Below are 20,110 nucleotides of genomic sequence, written 5' to 3'. Positions count from 1 at the left end.
CCACACAGGCGTTGGTAATACTGGCCCGCAAGCTTGCTCGGGTGGTGTTCGCTCTGCTGAAAGGGCAAAGCGAATATCAGCCAAAAGTTGGTTGAGGGTTGCCCCTCAACCATAGAATCTCCCACAGGGATCTGCGCCAGGCGCTGATGTTGTGGGCACTACCTAGCCAGTGTGGGAGCTGGCTTGCCTGCGATGGCGGTGGTTCAGTTGAAGATTGGGGGACTGGCACACCGCTTTCGCGGGCAAGCCCGCTCCCACAGGGATCTGCGCCAGGCGCTGATGTTGTGGGCAATACCTAACCAGTGTGGGAGCTGGCTTGCCTGCGATGGCGGTGGTTCAGTTGAAGATTGGGTGACTGGCACACAGCTATCGCGGGCAAGCCCGCTCCCACAGGGATCTGCGCCAGGCGCTGATGTTGTGGGCAATGCCTAACCAGTGTGGGAACAGGCTTTGGTTCCCATGAGGTGTGTCAGAAGCTGTAGGTACCGGTGACTACTAGGCTTCGCGGCTCACCTGGTTGAATCTGCGCCGCACTGGTCGCCGAGGCGTAGTAGTTTTTATCAGCGATATTGTTCAGTGCTGCCCGCACGTCCCATTCTTTCTGACGGAACCCGGCCAGCGCGTCCCAGCGGCCATAACCCGGCAACACCACGGTGTTGAGGTTGTCGGCGTAACGATCGCCCACCAGGGTCAAACCGGTTTCCGCGTACCAGCCCATCTCCGGCTTCCAGGTGATGAACAGGCTGGCGTTGCGCTTGGCCACGTCGCTGATCCGTTTGCCCTCAAACCCGTTGTTGTCCTTCTCCACCTTGGCATCCTGCAGGCCTACGCCGCCGCGCACATACCAGTTGTCGACGATCTTGCCGGTGGCGGTCAGCTCCACGCCGCGTGAGCGTTGTTCGCCGGTGAGCAGGGTAATGGTACGGTCCAGCGGGTCGCTGGTGCGGCGGTTGTAGAGTTCCAGCTCGTACACAGCCAGGGTGGTGCTCAGGCGCTCATCGAACCAGTCGCTCTTCACGCCGATTTCTTTTTGCTTGGTCAACTCCGGGCTCAGGTCGTTGACGTTGCCGGTGGCGTTCGGCGTGATGCCGATCAGGCCGCCGCCTGCTGGGGTGAAAGTCTTGCTCCACGAGGCGTAGAACGAGTGGTGCTCCAGGGGCGTCCACACCAGGCCGACGCGCGGGCTGGTGCTGTGGCTTTTCACGTTCTGTTGGATGTCGAGCAGCTTGTTGGTGGTGTCCACTTCGAAGCGGTCGTGACGCAGCCCGCCCAGCAGTTGCCACTGGTCATTCAGGCGCAGTTGGTCCTGTATGTAGAGGGCGCGGCTTTCGACTTCGGTGTGGTTGTTACTCGACAGTCGCATGCTCCCGGTGTGGCTCAGGCGGCGATTGGGTTGGTTGAGGTCCAGGCTCGGCACCGTCTTGCCATCGCGAGCGGAGTACAGCTCCGGATCACGGCGCTGGCTGCCCAGCTCAATACCGGTGAGCAGGCGGTGCTCCAGGCCAAAGGTGTCGAAACCGCCTTCCAGCTCCAGGTTGTTGAACACGTTGCGGGTGGTCAGGTCCTGCTGCCAGTGTTGGCGGCTGACGGTGTTGGTTTTCGGGTCATAGCCGGTCTGGTAAGTATTGTCGAAATCGCTGTCGAGCTTGAACACGCCGAGGGTGTGGCGCAGCTGCCAGTCGGCGTTGAGCTCGTAGGCAAGTCTGGAACGCAGCGACTGGGACTTATCGTCTATGTAATCGCCGTGATCAAAGTAAGTGGTGCTGCGGCTGACATCCGCCGGGCGCCCGTTGACACCAGGAATGCCACGGTCTGGGGTGCGGTTGTAGCGGCTGTATTCGTATTGCACCAGCCAGTTCAGCTCTGGAGTGAGCTGCCAGCTCATCGACGGTGCGAACAACTGGCGGTTGCCGCTGACGCCATCGCGAAAGCTGTTGTTGTCCTGGTTGCCCATGTTCAGGCGCAGGCTGATGTTATCGGTGGGGTCGGTACTCAGGTCGGCATACAGGCTGCGCAGATCGTTGCTGCCGCCTTGGGCTTCGATGCTGGACTTTTGCCCTGGGCTTGGCAGTTTGCTCACCCGGTTGACGATCCCGCCCTGGCCGCCTCGCCCGTAAAGCACGGCGGCCGGTCCCTTGAGCACTTCGATACGCTCGATGTTATGCAGGTCACGTACGTACTGGCTGTCGTCGCGAATGCCATCCAGATAGAAGTCATTGCTGGCGTCGAAACCACGTATGCGCAGGCTGTCGAAGCGTGTATCGGCGCCGCTGCTGACGTTGGGGATACCGCTCAATGCCTGGCCCAGCTCGTTGGTGCCATAGGAGCGCAGGCTTTCGGTTTTGACTGAGTCGATCGCCTGGGGCACGTAGCGAACAGCCGTCGCGGTGCGTGTGGCGGTGCTGGTCTCTTTGACCCGTGGGTCGTCTTCGTCTGCTTCCACGCTGATCGAGGTTTCGGGCAAGACCGTGGCCGCACCGGCAAAACCAGCAGACAGCAGGACAGAGAGCCCAAGGGAGAGGGGCGTCAGGCGAGGGGCAGGCATGAGAGTGTATCCAAATGACGTGGCAGGAAAATTGTGCGCGAATGGTAATGCTTTGCATTTGCGCGCGTTATCTATTCCCTAACGCATTGCATGCGGATTTGTTACTTAATGTGTTTCCAAAGGCTGATCAAGGTGTTTTCAACGCTTTCATCCCGCCGCTTTAGCCCGCCTCTTAGACGAATATCGCCTAAATACAGACGATTCACGAAATTGACACATAGTTCAACGCCCGCATAGGATTGCGCCCAACGCCTGTGGCTAACCACCATGACTAAATCCAATAAAAAAGGCCCGCGGCAGTTCAGTCGTCCGCGGGCCTTCTTTTTGCTGGCAAGGTCGACACCAGAAAAGCAACAGGAGCCTGGTGTCACAGCGCGTACTCAACCCGTAATAAGGAATATAAGAAAATGTTGAAGCAACGGATGAGTCTGATCGCTCTGGGGATTTTGAGCGCATCGACAGCAATGGCAAACGACCAGGAGCAATCCAAGGGTTTCGTTGAAGACAGCCACCTGAACATCGCAGCACGTAACGCCTACATCAGCCGTGACTACAAAAACGGCAAGCAGGACAAAGCTGAATGGGGCCAAGGCTTCATCGGCAAGTTCGAGTCCGGCTTCACCCAAGGCACCGTCGGTGTGGGTGTGGATGTGATTGGCCAATACGCTATCCGCCTGGATGGTGGTAAAGGTCGCAGCGGCGCTGGCGGTATCGACTTCTTCAAGCAAGGTGACAGCGGAGAAGCCGCCAACGACCTGGCCAAAGGCGGCGCAGCCGTCAAGGCGCGTATCTCCAACACCGTGATCAAATACGGTCAGCAGATGCCAGCCGTGCCGGTCCTGCAATACGACAACTCGCGTCTGCTGTCGGAAACCTACGAGGGCACCTCGATCGTTTCCAAAGAGATCGCCGGCCTGCAACTGGATGCTGGTCACTTCACCAAGGAAGCTCGCAAGAGCGCCGAGGGCAGCGACAGCGGCCGCTTGAAGAGCATCAACTACATCGGTGGTAGCTACAAATTCACCGAAAGCCTGTCGGCTGCTTTGTACGCCTCCGACATGCAGGACGTGCTGAAGAAGCAATACGTCAACGTCAACTACGTGCTGGCCCTGCCAGAACAACAGTCGCTGACATTTGACTTCAACGGCTACAAAACCAAGCTGGACCGCAGCTTCGCCCTGGAAAACCAAGGTGATGCGGACGCTCGCGACAACAAGATCTGGAGCCTGGGCGCTACCTGGGCCGTTGGCGCGCACAGCTTCACCCTCGCTCACCAGCGCAGCACCGGTGACACCGGCTACCTGTACGGTGGCTACCGCAACGCTGGCGGCATTGGCGACGGCGGCAATACCATCCTGCTGGCCAACTCCTACTGGTCCGACTTCAACGGCAAGGACGAGCGCTCCTGGCAAGCAGGTTATGGCATCGACTTCGCCACCTTCGGCGTACCGGGCCTGACCTACAACATTGCCTACGTGCGCGGCACCAACATCGACGACGGCACTGGCCGTGGCGATGGCACCGAGCGTGAAATCTGGAACCAGTTCAAGTACGTGGTACAGAGCGGCCCAGCCAAAGACCTGAGCCTGCGTGCCCGTGCCTCGTGGTTGCGCGTTTCCAACAACGCCAGCAACTACAACGTAGGCGGTAACGAAATCCGTCTGTTCGCCGACTACCCGATCAACGTTTTCTAATTGATCGAATGTCGTGCCTGATGCCAGGCGATAAAAAACCCCGACTGGTTCGGGGTTTTTTATTGTCCGCTCGCGGGGGCGTCAGGCTTTGACCGGTGCGAGCTTTTTGCAGTTCTCTTTGCGCGTCGGGTACTGCTCGCATTTGCGCAGTACGCTTTGCACCTGCTGCGCATTCTGCAGTTGCTGGTTGGCCAACAGCTTCTCGGTAATAAACAGTTCTTCCGAGCCCAGGTTGCGTTCCGCCTTGTCGATCATCGCCAGGGCCGATTGCCCGTCACCGCGCTTGAGGTGGTAGCTGATCATCAAGTCATAGGTGGAAGGCCCTGCCAGGGACCAGTCCTTGATCGCCTGCAACTCTTTCACCGCTTCGCTGTTTTTGCCTTGGGCCAGGCGCACGGTATAGGCGGTGCGCCGAATGCTCGGCTGGTCTTTTACCGGCGAGGCCAGAGCCTTGCGGATGAAAGCGTCAGCCTGCGGCACCTTGTTTTTCTCCAGGGCATCAATTGCGAAGTACGCGTCTTTATAGCCCTGCAAAGCCTTCGCCACCTGGGGCGTATTCTTCATTTTCGACCAGCTTTGCGGGTTGACCCGGGCGCGGCGTTCCTGGCGATACTCGCGTTGCAAGTACTGGCGCAGCTCGGTGTCGCGGTCCATCGCCGACATATGTGAGCGGTTGAAGTATTGGCTGGTCGCGGTGATGCCGGTGGTCAAGCCATCCTTGACCAGCACGTCCAGCTCTTTGGTGAACTGGTTGAGATTGAACTGCTGCAGCGAATCCTGCATGGCATTCTTGCGCGCCGTGAGGAACCCCGTGAGCAAGGGCTTCTGCTTGCCCTGGAAGTCGTTGAGGCGCTCCAGACTATGGGTGGCGGCTCGTGGCGCGTAACCGGCGCGGATCATCAAGTCGGTGCCCAGCAAGTCGGCCTGGTCTTCCTGGCTGCGGCCCCAGGCGGTGCTCCATACCTGATCGGAAAAGGTATTGGCCAGGGCGGTGTACAGTACGGTGTTACCGATGGTCTTCTGGGTGCCGGCTGGGTCCTTACTGAACAGTTTCATCGTACCGGAGCTGCGGTCCACGCCCGTATCGGCAGCCATCGTGGCCAAGGCGACCGTGGAGGCGACGGTGGTGAACATGTCTTTCTGCTGCTGGAAAGCGGCCATGCGGTCATGGTGATGCAGCAATACGTGGCTCATTTCATGGCCCAGCATCGCGGCGATTTCGTCTTCGCTGGCGACGTTGTCCAGCATGCCCAGCGGCACGAACAGGTTGCCGTAGGGGTCTGCCGACGGCCCGAAGCCATAGCTGTCGGTGATCTTCACCTGCAGCGGCGGCAACTCCCCCGGCCAGCCCTTGGACAAGCGCGTGACGATGCCCTGCAAGTAGCCTTGCAGCATCGGGATATCCACCAGGTTCTGCTGGCGCGCTTCAGCGGCCGGTACCGCACGCCCGTCGTAGCTCAAACGCTGCTGGCTCTGGCGCTGTGGGTCGAGCTTGTAATACTGGCGTACGTCGCTGTTATCCACGTAATGGCCCTGAACCCGGGACTGGGTCGAGGGCCCCACCAGGTTCATAAACGCCTGGTCTGCGCCTTTCATGGTGGCGCAACCACTGAGCACCGAACTGGCCAACAGGCTGGCTGCTACTAGATATCCCTTCACCGCAACGCTCCTTTTATTGATTGCAGCCGGCACCAAAACCGATGGTGGAGTTGTTGCGGCTGTCCTTGGCCTGGCTTTTGGTCAGGCCCTGGCAGGGCAGGTCGACGACGTTCAGCGGGGGCTCGATGCGCAAATCCATGGTGTCCAGCCACACCTTCTGGCCTGCCAGTTCTACCTGCACCAGGTCCAGTGCCTGGTTGTACTGCAACACCGGCAGGGGCTGGGTGGGCGCGTCCTTTTTCGCCAGCTCACGTTGTTGCTTGCCCTGCTCGTCCAGCACTGTCACCGGGTCGGCGAGGAACGCCTTGATACTGTGGGTTTCTGCCCAGGCGCCCTGGGTGAAGAGGGCGGCGAGCAAGACGATGAGGCTTCTGTTCATCCTTGGTTTCCTTGAGTCAGATAGCAGAGCGGTGCACTCAGCGATCGCGGTCGAAGAAGGCTTCGATCCGCTCGCTGAACAGCACCAACGACAGCAACACAATGCCCAGTACGTTGACCGGGGTGATGTCATTGAGGCTCAGCAACACACTGACCCCCGCCAACATCGACATCACCAACAGCCACGACGGGCACGGCGAGGTAAAGAACCAGATTTCCTGGCGCCGCCACCGGCTCCAGGTGCGATGGCCCGCCAGGCGACGTGCGTGCAGCGCCTTGAGCACGGCGATCAACGCCAGCAGCCCGAGCTCCAGCAGGTCCAGCCAATTGAACGGCAAGTGGGGGAAATTGGCAGGTTCATGGTCGTAGTCCATGCCCGCATTGATCAGGTTGTCCAGCGCCATGGCGTGCAGGTAAACGCCAGGGAGTTGGCCGTGTACCGGCGACTCCACCAGGTCCCCTGTAGACGCGATATTGGCGCCCACCAACACCAGGCGGTCGCGCAGTAAGTCGGCGACCAGTGCCTGGTCATCGGGGTCGCTGACCTCCAGGTCACTGGCCGACAACGTCAGCGTATAAGGGCAGCGCGCCTGGGCCGAGTCGTCGAGCTTCCAGAACACCGCCTGAAATAACTGCGCCACCCCGTCCAGCAAAAAATGCCGTGCCGGCGCGCAGTGGCGGATATCGGCAATACGTGCCTGTTCGGGCGCCAGCTTCAGCCCCCACTGCACCGCGATGGGCTGGCGCTGCGCAGCGGCTTGCACATCCACCGGCGGCTGCTTGCAGTGCTGCGTGGCACAGAACACTCGATACAGCGACAGGGCGGGAGTTTCCATCAGCCCTGCATGTGTGCGCATCGCCAGTGGATACTTGTCATCCACCCCTTCCCATACAACCAGCGCCGGCTGGCTCACCTGCATGAACGGCGCCAGCGTATTCGCCTGGCCCGCCTCTGCCCGAGTCAACCCAGTATTGGCCAGCCACAACGGGATGCGTTGGCGTTGATAACGCTCAAACACATTCGCCAGCAACTGGCTGCCCCGCGTCGGGTCGCCAAACGAGTGGTCGTGGCTATAAAGCAAATCCACAAACACCGCCTGGGGCTTGTACGCCAGCAAGCGCTTGAACAACTTGCTCTGCTCGCCATAGGGCATGGGCCACGAACTGTTATTGCGCATCAGGTAGGCATCATCGATCAACACCACCGCCACCCGCTGCTGCCCAAGGCTCGGGTAGTGACTGGCGAACATACGATTGAGCCACTGCGCCGACGCCTTGTCGCTGGAACTGGCCAGGCCGAAAGGATCAAGAATCGCCAGCAACACGATGATGACCGCCAGCCAATAGCGGCGGTATTTGAACAGCGGGGGTTTGGACAACATCCATGTCTCGATAAAAACGCAAGCAAGGCGGGGTTTTTAACGGAGTGGGGAGGGGGTGTCAATTGGAAAAGTGGCTATGTGCCATATCGCTATGGGCGCATGGGTCGTCATTCGTAAAAAGCCCTGGCCTATCCTGGCCAGGGCTTTGCGCTGTGGGCGCCGGGCTTGCCCGCGATGAAATCAGCCCGCGTCCCGCAGGAGTTCTTGCCGATGACTCGTCGCATCTCCCCTGAGCGCTCGCGGGAGTGGCACCGGGTTCTCTGACTCAGGCATGATGTGAACCTGAGCCAACGGAGAGGCGCTATGGGCAGTCACGATAACCCAGCGGTTTCACTGGCCCTTCGTTCGTATTCGGGCCAAGTCGAATTGCACGATCACGACTTTCATCAGCTCGTGCTGCCGCAGTCCGGCTCCATGGACATCGAAGTCGACGGTCGGGCCGGCAAGGTCGACTGGAGTCAGGGCGTGGTAATTCCTGCCGGTGCTCGCCATGCGTTTCTGGCGCAAAAGGCCAATATCTTTCTGGTACTCGACGTGCCGGCCACGACGTTCGGCGGGCCCAAGAATCTCGACCTGTCGACCAGACTCCAGGCCGACAAACGCTTTTTCCCAGTAGGCCCGGAAATCCGCCATTTACTCGAATACGCCAGCCGCAGCGCGCCCTTGCTGACCAGTTCACCTCAGGTGGCGGAGTCCTGGAGTACTTTGCTGCTGTCTTCGCTGACGCTGCCGCCCGGAATCATCCCTGAGCATGGTCAGTTCACCCTGGCACGGGCACTCGCTTACATCGAAAGCCATCTGGACAGCCGGCTTAGCGCCACCGAGATTGCACGGGTGGCAGGCACCAGCGAGCGGCAACTCTACGTGCTGTTCGCTCGCCATTTGAATAGCACGCCTTTTGCGCATATCGCCACCTTGCGTCTCAACCGTGCCATCGACTTGCTGTGCGAAACCGCGCTGTCGATCACCGAGATCGCCCACCGCGTCGGTTATGCCGATCAAAGTGCACTCACCCACGCCCTGAAAAAGAACCGCGACCTGACGCCGGCCACGGTGCGACGAAGTTCGCGGGTAAGGTGAATCCGGCAGGCCTGAACAAATCTTCAGCAGTGCTCATCAATACCCGCCCGGCCGGACCTTTCTATGATTGCCCCACCGACAAGGATAAATCAGACGGGGCGTAGATGACCGAAGTGACGCGCATTGCCAAAACACAGGTGTCTGTCAGAGCCGCAGCCTCGGCCACCGCCATCGGCGTGATCGCGGTGTTCCTGTGGTCATGCCTGGCGTTGCTGACCAGCCTCACCGAAGGCATTCCACCCTTCCAACTGCTGACCCTGAGTTTTGCCGTCGCGTTTGTAGCGAGCCTGTGCATCCTTGGCCGCAACGGCATGGCGGGGTTTCGCAGCTGGCGTCAGCCCTGGTCGGTATGGGCGGTCGGTTTTCTAGGGATATTCGCCTACCACGCGCTGTATTTTTTCGCCCTCAAGGCTGCCCCGGTTGCCGAGGCGAGCCTGATTGCCTACCTGTGGCCACTGTTGATTGTGCTGCTCTCGGCCTTCAGCGCGGGGGAACGGCTGCGCAAACGCCAGTTACTCGGCGCGCTGCTGGGGTTGGCCGGTACGGCGTTCATCATGCAACAGCGCGCCTCGGATGAAGCCGCCGCCATGCCGGTAGCCGGCTACCTGGCCGCCTTCGCCTGCGCGCTGGTCTGGTCGTCCTATTCGGTGATCAACCGCCGTTTCAGTGACGTGCCAAGCAGCATCATTGGTGGCATCTGTGGCCTCGTCGCAGTGGCCGGCCTGGTCTGCCATCTGGCGTTTGAAACCGCGGTCATTCCAAGCGCCGGGCAATGGGCGGCCATCGTCGGCCTTGGCCTGGGGCCGGTGGGCCTGGCGTTTTTCGCCTGGGACCACGCCACCAAGCACGGCAGCCTGGCGATGCTCGGCGCTCTCTCCTATCTGGCCCCCCTGATCTCGACCCTGCTGCTGGTGGCCATAGGGCAAAGCCATGCCAGCCCGATCCTGATTATTCCCACACTGCTGATTATCGTTGGCGCTGTTATCGCCACCTCGAAAACAGGCCAGCCCAACGCCGACATCACTGTTGTAAAGGAGCTTTGAGATGGACCTGATTGCCTCTGAAGGCGCCACAAGAATTGAACGCGACCTGCCACGATTCAGCGTGGCGCCCACTCGTCCTGCGCTCCAGCATCTGGGACTACCGTCATTGAAGTCCAGCCGCAGCGGCATTCGCCGCCGCGCAAATGGCGAAGCGCCACGTGTGTTGCTGTTCGTGCCGCCTTACACGCGGCTGATTGAGCCGGTACCGCTGGGCAGCGCATTTGCCGACATCGGCATCGACACGTTCGAAGTAATGAAACGCGCCGGCACGCCCATTGGCCTGTTGCGCATCGCCACGGTGGCCAAGCGCGCCGGCTACGAGGTGCAGATCGTCGACGCGCCATTCGCCGGCTGGTCCCAGGAAAACACTCTGGTGAACGTCGATCAGGGCCATTTGGTCCGCTATGGCCTCACCGATGTGCAAATGCGCAAGATCATCGAAGATGCACAACCGGACATCGTCGGCATCCAGTGCAACTACACCGTGCAATGGGGCAACGCCCGGGCGCTGGCCGACCTGGTGAAATCCATCGATCCAAATTTGCTGCTGGTGACGGGCGGTGCCCATTCCAGCGGTGACTGGCAGAATGCCTTGCTGGACTCGCCTTTCGATTTCACCCTGATCAACGAAGCGGATCGCGCCTTCACGCTGCTGCTCGACGCGGTCACCCATGAAGGCGGCAATGTCGACGCGGTGCCGGGCATTGCCTATCGCAGCTACAGTGGCCAACTAGTTCGACCGACGCGCAAATCCAGCTACTTGAGCATTGTCCCGGCCCGGCAGGATCTGGATGAGCGGCTGGGCGTCATGCCGTTGCCGGATTTCAGTTTCCTGAACATGAACAACTACTTGCAGCCCTATCATTCCTCCGGTGCGCGGGTGCGCAAGACCGGCGCCTGGGCGCAGATCTTTTCCACCATAGGCTGCAACGTCAATTGCAACTTCTGCTATATCCCCAAAATCAACGGCCCCTGGCGGGCATTGGGGCTGGACTGGTTCGACCTGCATCTGGCGGATTTGGTCAAACAAGGCGTGACCGAAGTGTTGATCGAAGACGATCACTTGATGCATGACCCGCTGTACGCTATGGAGGTCGGCAAGCTGTTGAAGAAACACCATTTGCCGTGGGTCGAGGAAGGTGGGCTGAGCCTGTTCAATCTGGTGCTGCTGCACAAGGGCGAGCGATTTCTGGCGGAACTTGATGAGCAGGAACTCAAAAGCCCGCACTACCGCAACGTCATCGCTGCCATTCGCGGCGGTCTCACGGCGAAGACGTTTATCCGTTCAATCGCCGACAACGGTTGCTACAACATTTACCTTGCGGTGGAGAGCGCCAACGAAGAGAGCCTGGTGAACTCCAACAAGTCGCGTTTCAACGCGATTCAGCAGGCAACCTTTGAGATCATCCAGATGTTTACCGAGTGCGGAATTCAGGTGACGGGCGGCTTCATGCTCGGCTTCGTCAACCCGCCGGCCTCGGCTGCCGAACAGCCGTTCATCGAAAGCCTGGGGCAAATCGGTAATACCATTGATTATGCCGTCAGCCTTATGGGCGCAGGCATGGCCTACGCCAACCCGTTTATCGTGACCCCGATTCCGGGCACCGAGATGTGGGCATACCAACAGCAGTATGTGGTCCGTCACTACGACAATGGCTGGTCTCACGAAAAAGCCACCATGGCCACCGAGCAATGGAGTGCCGAGGACATCGAAAAAGCCCGTATGGAATTGCTGGTACGCGCCAATGGTGCTGATCGGGTGCGGGAAATGGTGCGGCGCGGAACGTGGCCAGTGGATGTCTGATTTTTTACGCAGCCCTACTCGTTCAATGACTTCGAGCGAGTAGCCAAACAACCTCACACGTCAATTGAGCCACTTACACCATCAGCCTGCTTCTGACCGGTTTTTGACCTTCATCTATAGGTTGAATTTTCCTAAGCGAAGAGTGAGCAAATGCGCGGTCAGTAGCCAGTAATAGCGCGTCGATTCAGCGTGCTGGTTCACGTGACGGTTTAGAAACCATGCGAGATGCTTTCGCTGCCAGGTCCATGGATTATCTTTGTGCAAGCGATTAGAGATCTCCGCTTGAATGGTCTTTGCTTGGCGTAGGTGACGTTCGCGAATGGCATGCGACCCGGTGAGAAGATCCGCCAGGAACAGCGCCATGTCGAATGTTTTGCTCGTGCTCGATCATCGTTATAAGCCGATACCACGTCGAGACGACCATGCCCCGGTTCGTCGCTGATTTGTGTGCAGGCCTGCAGATGAAGGATGGGCGGGCAGGGCGGACGATTGCCCGTGAAAATCGAGGTGGTTTTCGGCTGGTATCCATAAGATTTGGCGGAATCCGACGGAGCGCCAAAACGAAAAAACCCGCCAGAAGGCGGGTTTTTCGGGGGTTCCAGAGATTTTGAAAGCCTTCTCTGGAACCTTGTATGGTGCCGGCACCAGGAGTCGAACCCGGGACCTACTGATTACAAGTCAGTTGCTCTACCAACTGAGCTATACCGGCGTGTTAGGGCGACGATTATAGCGATTGGAAAGGTTCTGTAAACCCCTGAATTCTGACTATTTTTGCAAAGTCGGAGGTTTCTTGCGATCAGGCTGTCTTGGGCACGTTTTCACAGGTTGCAAGCCTGTGGAAAAACACACGCTGAAAAAGCCATTAAATTGACTGTCTACCGTCCATCTAAAAAGCCGAGCATAAAAACAGCAAAATAATGACACTTCAAACCCTTTGTCACAGAATGCCCCCAATAAGGGCGCCTATAAAAAGACCTGCGGCAAGTGCCCGCACTTGCTGACCTTCACGTCTTTAAGCTGCGTCGTGAGGAGCAGGCTATGAGCCTAAGCAAAGAAATTCTGGCGTTGTTTGGCAAAGACGTTACCCATGATGCCGACGGCATCAATGCAAGAATGCACTTTTTCGGCAGTGTTCCTGACGAAAGTATTTACCAACAGCCCCTCAATGCCCCGGAGCTGCGCCCTAAAATAGTGGCGTTGGTGTCTATCAATGGCGGTGTGGGCCGCAGCACTCTGGTCACGGCCTTGAGCAGTGGGTTGCAGCGCCTGGGTGAGTCGGTGGTGGCGCTGGACCTGGACCCGCAGAATGCCTTGCATCATCACTTTGGGGTCAGTTCCACCTTGCCCGGCATCGGCCGCACCAGTCTGGAGCATGGGCAATGGGCGCCCTTGCAGCAGTTGGGCTTTGCCGGTTGCCAGGTGATGACCTTCGGCGATATCGATATCCAGCAGCAGGAAAGCCTCGAGCGCTGGCTCAAGCAGGAGCCCGGTTGGCTGGCGCAGCGTCTTGGATGCCTGGGGCTCAGCGAGCGGCACACGGTGATCATCGATACGCCCGCGGGTAATAACGTCTATTTCCATCAAGCGTTGAGCGTTGCCGATGTGGTGCTGGTCATCGTGCAGGCGGACGCTGCTTGCCTTGGGACCCTGGATCATCTGGACCTGCTGCTCGCTCCGCACCTTGAGGGCGAGCGCCCGCCGGTTGTGCAGGTGGTGATTAACCAGGTGGATGAGAGTAACCCCTTCAGTCTGGACATGGTTGAGGCGTTCAAACATCGCTTGGGCAAAGACCCGTTGGAAGTTCATCGGGATATGGCCATCAACGAGGCGTTGGCCTACTCATCCGACCCGCTGGATAACGTGGCGAAACGGCTGGCCAGTGATGATATCAACGAGATTTGCCTGTGGCTGAAGGCGCCAAAACAGACCGCATAAAGCGCCCGTTATGCGCGTGGCGCCAGATGCTTATGCACAATCGGTTGGTAACAGCTGTCACGAAACAGCCATTTTGTGCAGCAGTTCTCAGCACGCTGCAACTGCCTGTTTTGTGTGCACTTTATTTTGTGAACAAAAAATGACCAGGCCGGCTTTGGGTGTGAAGTGCCGATATCTAGGGCCTCAGCAAAGTATTCATCAACAGAGTTATCCACAGGGTGCTTGTAGGATTTTTTGCCCTTTATTCGCGCTCAGCCAGCACCATCAGGTTGCGAGGGGTCAACGATGGTTCGCAGAAGCTGCCGACCTCGACGTTGTAGCCCTGTTCCACCATGAACAGTGCCCGGTCCAATACCAACCACAGTTCCAATGGGCGTCGAAACAAGCCTCTCACTAACTCAAGGTTGCGCACCTCGGCCAGGCGTTGCCAGCCGTGGGCTTCCAGGGCCGGCCAGTTCTGCTCGCCTGTGGATAAGCCCTTGAGGCTTGCCAGTTCCTGGCAATAGTCGGCAAAGGGTTTATCCAGCCAACTGGCGGGCAGGGAAGGTGTTGGCAGGTAGTCGTCGCAGCCACGCAGTTGCCGTTGCAGTTGGTCAAAGCCCAGGCGGCGGGCCATGGAGGTGTCCCGTTGTTGGCGTACACGGTTGCCGGCGGTGACGGTTTCGCTCAGTGGCAGGCCCAGGTCCTCAATCGACAGTTGCAGCAAGGAGGCACGCCCGGCGGCGGAGAGGGGTTGATAACGGTCGGCGGTGATGCGGTTGTAGCAGCAGGGCGCCAGGGCCAGTTGTTTGCAGCCGGCGGCGCTGGCCAGTTGTAGCAGGCGCACATGCAGGTCGCCGCAGGCATGCAGGGCGACCGGCGTGTGTTCGGGCTGGATCGCGACATCCGCCATCACGTCTTGCAGATGATGGGTTGCGGGCAGGTCGTGGCGATCACTCAAGGCTTGGCCGGAGGCGAGCAGGGCGGGGTCATATTCCAGGCAAGTCAACCGTTGGCCGGGTTGCAGCAGGCGGCGGCCTAGGTGGCCTTTGCCGGCGCACCAGTCCAACCAGTGGGCAGGCGTTTGGGTAAAAGTCAGTGCGGCGCCGAAGGCTTCGATCTGTTGCCATTTGCGCCCTGGCACGTCGACATTCAAACGATGGCGAGCGGGCTCAAGGGTGTGCGTGGGTAACTTATCCACAGTAGCGAGGCGCAGCGCGTGAGCGGCCAGCTGTGGAAAAGGTGTGGGCGCGGGCAGGTCGTGGGGTTGGTTGTGACTGGCTTCAGCTTCGGCCAGCGAACGCTTGCGCAGCCACTGGGATAACTCGGGATGCTCGGTTTCCCAGGGCAGCTGCAACTGAGTAAAGGGCCGTGGTCGCCACAGCCCTTGGTACTCGATCAGGAATGCATCCAGTGCCTGGAAGCGTGCCTCAACGTCCTTGGCATGCATCGACGCGCAGCCATTTTTCCAGCAGTTTGAAGCCGCGCACCAGCACGTAGGCCATCAGCAGGTAGAACAACCCTGCGGCGAAGAAAATCTCCACCGGCAAGTAAGTGCGGGCAATGATGGTGCGCGCCATGCCGGTCAGTTCCAGCAGGGTCACGGTACTGGCCAGGGCGCTGGCCTTGAGCATCAGGATCACTTCGTTGCTGTAGGCCGGCAGGCCGATGCGCGAGGCGCGTGGCAGGATAATGTAGAACAGCGTCTTGGGCTTGGACATGCCCAGGGCCCGCGCTGCTTCGATTTCGCCCGGCGGAATGGCCTGGATCGCACCGCGCAGGATCTCGGCAATGTAGGCGGCGGTGTGCAGGGTCATGGTGGCGGTGGCGCACCAGAACGGGTCGCGCAGGTACGGCCACATGAAGCTGTTGCGCACGGCGTCGAACTGCGCCAGGCCGTAATACACCAGGAACAACTGCACCAGCAGCGGCGTGCCACGGAAGAAGAAAATATAGCCGTAGGGCAGGGCGCTCACGTACCAGCGGCGCGAAGAGCGGGCGATGCCCAGAGGGATCGCCAGCAGCAGGCCGGCGATCACGGCGATTGCCACCAGCTCCAGGGTCAGGGTTGCGCCCTGGGCCAACTTCGGCAGCCACTTGATGATCACGGCCCAGTTCAGGCCCAGGTCAAAGTGCGATAGCCAGCTGTAGTCGCCGCTCATTGGGTGCTCCTTGCAAAGCCGCGGGCGGCGCGTTTTTCCAGGAAGTGCATGCTGGTCATCGCCAGTACGGTCAGGCCCAGGTACATGAAGGCGGCGACCATGAAGAAGGTGAAGGGTTGCTTGGTCACGGTCACGCCGATCTGCGCGTGGCGCATGATTTCTTCCAGGCCGATCACCGACACCAGCGCGGTGTCTTTCATCAGGATCATGAACAGGTTACCCAGGCCCGGCAGGGCGATGCGCCACATCTGCGGCATGATCAGCCGGGTGAAAATCCGAAACTTCGACAGCCCCAACGCCACACCGGCTTCGCGGTGGCCCTTGGGAATGGCGAGGATCGCGCCGCGGAACACTTCCGTTGCATAGGCGCCGAAGCACAGGCCCAGGGCGATGACGCCGGCGGCGAAGGCACTCAGCGACAGGTCGGGGTTGCCGAAGAACTCACCGAGCGCACGCATCAGGTTGACGGTGCCAAAGTAAATCAGCAGCACCCACAGTAATTCCGGAATACCGCGAACGATGGTCGAATACGCACCGCCCAGCCATTGCAGTGGCTTGTACGGGGAGGTCTTGGCCAAGGCGCCGGCAAGGCCGAGCACCAGCCCCAGGCACAGGGCCGTGAGCGCCAGTTTGACGGTCATCAGCGCGCCGGCGGCAAGGGCCGGGCCGAATCCGTAGAGATCGAAATTCATGGTGTTTTCATATCGCGGCAGGCATTGCTAAAAGCCAGCGCGCTCGCAGGAGCGCGCCGGGCAGGCCGTTCAGATCATTCGATGCTGAACGGGAAGTACTTGTCGTTGATCTTCTTGTAGGTGCCGTCTGCCTTGATCTCTGCCAGGGCTTTGTTCAGGCGCTCGCGCAGCGGGTCGCCTTTGCGTACGGCGATACCGATCTTGTCGCTTTCTACCACCGGGTCGCCTTTGAATTCATAGGCCGAACCGTCTTTGCTCTTGAGCCATTCGTACTGCACGTACTTGTCAGCCAGGATGCCGTCGAGGCGACCGGAGGTCAGGTCGAGGTAGGCGTTTTCCTGCGTGTCGTAGAGCTTGGCTTCGGTGTCCGGCAGCTTGTCTTCCAGGTAGGTACCGGCCAGCGTTGCGCGCTGTGCACCGATCACCTTGCCTTTGAGGTAAGTGGCGTCGGTCTTGAAATCCGCAGTGGCTTTGGGCGCAATGAACTGCAGCTTGTTGGAGTAGTACGGGTCGGTGAAGTCAACCGCCTGCTTGCGCTCGTCGGTGATCGACAGCGAGGACACCAGGAAGTCGAACTTCTTGGCGTTCAGGGCCGGGATGATGCCGTCCCAGTCGGACACATACACTTCGCACTTCTCGACTTTCATCTTGGCGCACAGGGCGTCGCCGATGTCCTTGTCGAAGCCGACAACGTTGCCGCTGGCGTCTTTATTGTTGAACGGCGGGTAGGCCGCTTCGATCCCCATCTTCAAGGTTTCTGCCATGGCCGTGGCGCTGAACGCCATCGAGACGGCCGCGGCCAGAAGGAATTTCTTATAGGTCTGCATGCATGTTGCTCCGTTAGCGGTTGCTGGACATGAATTGTTTGCAGCGCGCCGAAAGCGGGTTTTCAAATACCTGCTGTGGCGATCCTTGCTCTTCGACCAGGCCCTGGTGCAAAAACACCACTTCGCTGGATACCTGGCGGGCGAAGCCCATTTCGTGGGTGACCAGCAGCATGGTGCGGCCTTCTTCGGCCAGCGCGCGGATCACATTAAGTACTTCCTGGACCATTTCCGGGTCAAGCGCCGACGTCGGTTCGTCGAACAGGATGACTTTAGGCTGCATCGCCAGGGTACGCGCAATCGCTGCGCGTTGTTGTTGGCCGCCAGAGAGTTGCGCAGGGTAGGCGTGGCGCTTGTCGGCGATACCAACCTTGGCCAGCAGGGCCTCGGCCACTTCTATCGCTTCGGCCCTGCTCTGGCCGAGCACGCGCCGAGGAGCCTCGATGATGTTGTCGAGGATGCTCATGTGCGGCCACAGGTTAAAGTTTTGAAACACAAACCCGATTTCGCTGCGCAGGCGGTTGATCTGCTTGCCGTCGGCGGCCATCAGTTCGCCGTTTTTCGCGGCCTTTAGCTTGAGTTCTTCGCCGGCCACCAGTATCTGGCCCTGGTGCGGGTTTTCCAGCAGGTTGATGCAGCGCAGGAAAGTGGACTTGCCGGAACCGGAGGAACCCAGGATCGAGATCACATCGCCGTCGCGAGCGGTCAGCGAGATACCTTTGAGTACCTCAAGCTCACCATAGCGTTTATGCAAGTTGCGGATTTCAAGCGCGGGCGTGGCCTCGGCCATGTGCGGTCCTCATTGTGTTCGTTGCGATCTTCGCTGTTGGGCCGCCTTCCTGGCGAGGCGCCAAGCTAGCATAGCGTTTGGATGACAGCCAACAGCGCTGCGGACGGTTAACCGGTGGTCTGCGGCAGGGTGTCGCATCGGCGCAGCAGTGTGTCGCGCCATCAACAGCCTACAGACGTTTGACCCGGAAAGATCCACAGGCTTCGCGTAAAAAAGGGCGCGATGGTGCCAGCTTTGGCCGGGTGTTGGAAGGGTTAACCGGGCAAACGGTCCATATCAGCCCGGTTATGGGGCGTCACGTACTTTTTGTGTGTGTTTTTGGTGCGTCGCAATGCCATGAATGTGAGTCGCACGGTAACGCTATAGCGGAATGCCATTGTTCTCAATGACTTGCGATGAGTAGTGAATTGTCCTACAGCCCCCGCCAACTGTGGTTCTGAAATATTTTGGCGCAAATCTTGCGTAAAAAATAAAGAACGCCCTGTTGGATTCTTTTCACGAGAAAGGCTGCAAGCCGGGCGAACCGTTTTCGCAATTCCTCGCAAAGGTGTGTCAATGAGTAGTACGCAAAGCTCCAATGACCTCGAACAGGGGCTCAAACCGCGTCACGTCACCATGCTGTCGATTGCCGGTGTCATCGGCGCCGGTTTGTTTGTCGGCTCCGGCCATGCGATCGCTGCTGCCGGCCCGGCTGTGCTGTTGGCCTATGCAGCCGCCGGTACGCTGGTAGTCCTGGTGATGCGCATGCTGGCCGAGATGGCCGTTGCGTCACCGGATACCGGTTCGTTCTCTACCTATGCCGACCGGGCAATCGGCCACTGGGCCGGTTTCACCATTGGCTGGCTCTACTGGTGGTTCTGGGTGCTGGTGATTCCGCTGGAAGCCAACGCGGCGGCGACCATCCTGCACGCCTGGTTCCCCGACGTGGCGATCTGGGTGTTCACCCTGGTCATTACCTTGCTGCTCACCGCAACCAACTTGTTCAGCGTGAAGAACTACGGCGAGTTCGAGTTCTGGTTTGCGCTGATCAAGGTCGTAGCGATCGTGGGCTTTGTGATCCTCGGCCTGGCCGCGATCTTCGGCTTCTTGCCCACCAGCCAGGTCAGCGGTGTTTCGCACCTGTTCGATACCCAAGGGTTCATGCCCAACGGCATGGGTGCCGTATTGGCGGCGATCCTGACCACCATGTTCTCGTTCATGGGCACCGAGATTGTCACCATCGCCGCAGCCGAATCGAAGAACCCGGGCCAGCAAATCACCAAGGCCACCAACTCGGTGATCTGGCGGATTGGTTTGTTCTACCTGTTGTCGATCTTCATCGTGGTGTCCCTGGTGCCTTGGAACGATCCGACCCTGGCTGCCGTAGGCTCCTACCAGACCGTGCTGGAGCGCATGGGCATTCCGAACGCCAAGCTGATTGTCGACCTGGTGGTGCTGGTTGCCGTGACCAGCTGCCTCAACTCGGCGCTGTACACCGCGTCGCGCATGCTGTTCTCCCTGGGCCGTCGCGGTGACGCACCGGCCGTGGCCAAGCGCACCAACAAGAGCGGCACGCCTTACTGGGCGGTGTTGCTGTCTACCGGCGCCGCGTTCCTGGCGGTATTCGCCAACTACGTCGCTCCGGCGGCGGTGTTCGAATTCCTGCTGGCCAGCTCCGGCGCCATTGCGTTGCTGGTGTACCTGGTGATTGCGGTGTCGCAACTGCGCATGCGCCAGAAGCGTGCGGCAGCGGGCGAGAAGATCGTCTTCAAGATGTGGCTGTTCCCAGGCCTGACGTACGCAGTGATGGTGTTTATCGTCGGTACGTTGACCATCATGCTGTTCCAGGAAGCGCACCGGGTCGAGATCATCGCCACCGGGGTTCTGAGCTTGCTGGTGGTATTGGCGGGGTTGGTGGTGGCGAGCCGTCGCAAGGCCCAAAGAGTGGGGGCTGCGGCGCTTAACTGACGAGAGACGGTGGTAATGCACCGCGCAACAATGTGGGAGCCGGGCTTGCCAGTCAGTTAAGACAGAATCGGTAACTGTGGCGAGGGAGCTTGCTCCCGCTGGGGCGCGAAGCGGCCCCCAAAATGGGACTGCTACGCAGTCCAACGGGAGCAAGCTCCCTCGCCACAAGTCACTGGTTGTCTTCTCGGGCTCTTAA

Annotated in this window: 15 protein-coding genes and 1 tRNA gene; 6 read left to right on the top strand and 10 right to left on the bottom strand. The window is 59.5% G+C overall.

Annotated features, from left to right (window positions below; translation table 11 throughout):
• Positions 1-469 precede the first annotated feature (469 nt).
• Positions 470-2,545, bottom strand: a complete 2,076-nt coding sequence (locus tag GIW79_RS27850; RefSeq protein ID WP_236455517.1) for a TonB-dependent receptor — start codon at positions 2,543-2,545, stop codon at positions 470-472.
• A 407-nt stretch (positions 2,546-2,952) separates the two neighbouring features.
• Here GIW79_RS27850 and GIW79_RS27845 point away from each other — a divergent pair, with 407 nt between their 5' ends.
• Entirely contained in the window at positions 2,953-4,239 is a 1,287-nt protein-coding gene (locus GIW79_RS27845) for an OprD family porin (RefSeq protein ID WP_034125518.1), read from the top strand.
• An 81-nt stretch (positions 4,240-4,320) separates the two neighbouring features.
• On the opposite strand, the gene GIW79_RS27840 is transcribed toward GIW79_RS27845, so the two are convergent.
• From GIW79_RS27840 to GIW79_RS27830, 3 genes are read right to left on the bottom strand one after another with little or no spacing between them, the layout of a single operon-like run.
• On the bottom strand, positions 4,321-5,898 hold the full coding sequence (locus GIW79_RS27840; RefSeq protein ID WP_057975369.1) for a M48 family metallopeptidase: 1,578 nt from the start codon (positions 5,896-5,898) through the stop codon (positions 4,321-4,323).
• Positions 5,899-5,911: 13 nt separating this feature from the next.
• The gene (locus tag GIW79_RS27835) at positions 5,912-6,277 is read right to left on the bottom strand and encodes a hypothetical protein (RefSeq protein WP_014716500.1); all 366 of its coding nucleotides are present in this window, start codon (positions 6,275-6,277) and stop codon (positions 5,912-5,914) included.
• 37 nt (positions 6,278-6,314) lie between these two features.
• Positions 6,315-7,658, bottom strand: a complete 1,344-nt coding sequence (locus GIW79_RS27830; RefSeq protein ID WP_057975370.1) for a CHASE2 domain-containing protein — start codon at positions 7,656-7,658, stop codon at positions 6,315-6,317.
• Between the two features lie 303 nt (positions 7,659-7,961).
• On the opposite strand from GIW79_RS27830, the gene GIW79_RS27825 reads away from it, so the two are divergent.
• From GIW79_RS27825 to GIW79_RS27815, 3 genes are all read left to right on the top strand, one after another.
• The gene (locus GIW79_RS27825; RefSeq protein WP_054896634.1) at positions 7,962-8,738 is read left to right on the top strand and encodes a helix-turn-helix domain-containing protein; all 777 of its coding nucleotides are present in this window, start codon (positions 7,962-7,964) and stop codon (positions 8,736-8,738) included.
• Positions 8,739-8,842: 104 nt separating this feature from the next.
• Positions 8,843-9,781, top strand: a complete 939-nt coding sequence (gene yddG / locus GIW79_RS27820) for an aromatic amino acid exporter YddG (RefSeq protein ID WP_034125522.1) — start codon at positions 8,843-8,845, stop codon at positions 9,779-9,781.
• A 1-nt stretch (position 9,782) separates the two neighbouring features.
• Positions 9,783-11,585 carry a B12-binding domain-containing radical SAM protein gene (locus GIW79_RS27815; RefSeq protein ID WP_057975371.1) on the top strand — a complete coding sequence of 601 codons (1,803 nt, stop codon included), beginning with the start codon at positions 9,783-9,785 and terminating at the stop codon, positions 11,583-11,585.
• A 633-nt stretch (positions 11,586-12,218) separates the two neighbouring features.
• Here GIW79_RS27815 and GIW79_RS27805 read toward each other — a convergent pair.
• Positions 12,219-12,294, bottom strand: a tRNA-Thr gene (locus GIW79_RS27805).
• Between the two features lie 329 nt (positions 12,295-12,623).
• On the opposite strand from GIW79_RS27805, the gene bcsQ reads away from it, so the two are divergent.
• On the top strand, positions 12,624-13,520 hold the full coding sequence (gene bcsQ, locus GIW79_RS27800) for a cellulose biosynthesis protein BcsQ (protein ID WP_236455514.1): 897 nt from the start codon (positions 12,624-12,626) through the stop codon (positions 13,518-13,520).
• A 241-nt stretch (positions 13,521-13,761) separates the two neighbouring features.
• Here bcsQ and GIW79_RS27795 read toward each other — a convergent pair whose 3' ends face one another.
• From GIW79_RS27795 to GIW79_RS27775, 5 genes are all read right to left on the bottom strand, one after another.
• Positions 13,762-14,949, bottom strand: a complete 1,188-nt coding sequence (locus GIW79_RS27795; RefSeq protein WP_236455504.1) for a methyltransferase — start codon at positions 14,947-14,949, stop codon at positions 13,762-13,764.
• Positions 14,930-15,619 (bottom strand): ABC transporter permease, encoded by a 690-nt coding sequence (locus tag GIW79_RS27790; RefSeq protein WP_032803763.1) that lies wholly within the window; start codon positions 15,617-15,619, stop codon positions 14,930-14,932. Before GIW79_RS27790 ends, GIW79_RS27795 begins: the two co-directional genes overlap by 20 nt.
• 38 nt (positions 15,620-15,657) lie before the next feature.
• A complete protein-coding gene (locus GIW79_RS27785) occupies positions 15,658-16,353 on the bottom strand; it encodes an ABC transporter permease (RefSeq protein WP_005783890.1) in 696 nt (231 codons plus the stop codon).
• A gap of 74 nt (positions 16,354-16,427) precedes the next feature.
• Positions 16,428-17,180, bottom strand: coding sequence for an ABC transporter substrate-binding protein (locus tag GIW79_RS27780; protein WP_014716503.1), 753 nt, complete (start codon positions 17,178-17,180; stop codon positions 16,428-16,430).
• A 13-nt stretch (positions 17,181-17,193) separates the two neighbouring features.
• Positions 17,194-17,967 (bottom strand): ABC transporter ATP-binding protein, encoded by a 774-nt coding sequence (locus tag GIW79_RS27775; RefSeq protein ID WP_236455494.1) that lies wholly within the window; start codon positions 17,965-17,967, stop codon positions 17,194-17,196.
• Positions 17,968-18,522: 555 nt separating this feature from the next.
• Between GIW79_RS27775 and gabP the strand changes: the two genes are divergently transcribed.
• Positions 18,523-19,914 carry a GABA permease gene (gene gabP, locus GIW79_RS27770; protein WP_034125525.1) on the top strand — a complete coding sequence of 464 codons (1,392 nt, stop codon included), beginning with the start codon at positions 18,523-18,525 and terminating at the stop codon, positions 19,912-19,914.
• Positions 19,915-20,110: the final 196 nt, after the last annotated feature.

It is taken from the genome of Pseudomonas sp. PA-7-1E (assembly GCF_021605325.1).
GTDB classification, from domain to species: domain Bacteria; phylum Pseudomonadota; class Gammaproteobacteria; order Pseudomonadales; family Pseudomonadaceae; genus Aquipseudomonas; species Aquipseudomonas fluorescens_BV.
This window is presented reverse-complemented; position numbering and strand designations above follow the sequence as displayed.

What these genes read in the sequence shown, in the direction of transcription:
- GIW79_RS27825 (WP_054896634.1), top strand. Translation starts at nt 7,962, where the DNA reads ATGGGCAGTCACGATAACCCAGCGGTTTCACTGGCCCTTCGTTCGTAT.
- GIW79_RS27835 (WP_014716500.1), bottom strand. Translation starts at nt 6,277, where the DNA reads ATGAACAGAAGCCTCATCGTCTTGCTCGCCGCCCTCTTCACCCAGGGC.
- GIW79_RS27785 (WP_005783890.1), bottom strand. Translation starts at nt 16,353, where the DNA reads ATGAATTTCGATCTCTACGGATTCGGCCCGGCCCTTGCCGCCGGCGCG.
- GIW79_RS27845 (WP_034125518.1), top strand. Translation starts at nt 2,953, where the DNA reads ATGTTGAAGCAACGGATGAGTCTGATCGCTCTGGGGATTTTGAGCGCA.
- gabP (WP_034125525.1), top strand. Translation starts at nt 18,523, where the DNA reads ATGAGTAGTACGCAAAGCTCCAATGACCTCGAACAGGGGCTCAAACCG.
- yddG (WP_034125522.1), top strand. Translation starts at nt 8,843, where the DNA reads ATGACCGAAGTGACGCGCATTGCCAAAACACAGGTGTCTGTCAGAGCC.
- GIW79_RS27815 (WP_057975371.1), top strand. Translation starts at nt 9,783, where the DNA reads ATGGACCTGATTGCCTCTGAAGGCGCCACAAGAATTGAACGCGACCTG.
- GIW79_RS27795 (WP_236455504.1), bottom strand. Translation starts at nt 14,949, where the DNA reads ATGCATGCCAAGGACGTTGAGGCACGCTTCCAGGCACTGGATGCATTC.
- GIW79_RS27830 (WP_057975370.1), bottom strand. Translation starts at nt 7,658, where the DNA reads ATGTTGTCCAAACCCCCGCTGTTCAAATACCGCCGCTATTGGCTGGCG.
- GIW79_RS27775 (WP_236455494.1), bottom strand. Translation starts at nt 17,967, where the DNA reads ATGGCCGAGGCCACGCCCGCGCTTGAAATCCGCAACTTGCATAAACGC.
- bcsQ (WP_236455514.1), top strand. Translation starts at nt 12,624, where the DNA reads ATGAGCCTAAGCAAAGAAATTCTGGCGTTGTTTGGCAAAGACGTTACC.
- GIW79_RS27780 (WP_014716503.1), bottom strand. Translation starts at nt 17,180, where the DNA reads ATGCAGACCTATAAGAAATTCCTTCTGGCCGCGGCCGTCTCGATGGCG.
- GIW79_RS27850 (WP_236455517.1), bottom strand. Translation starts at nt 2,545, where the DNA reads ATGCCTGCCCCTCGCCTGACGCCCCTCTCCCTTGGGCTCTCTGTCCTG.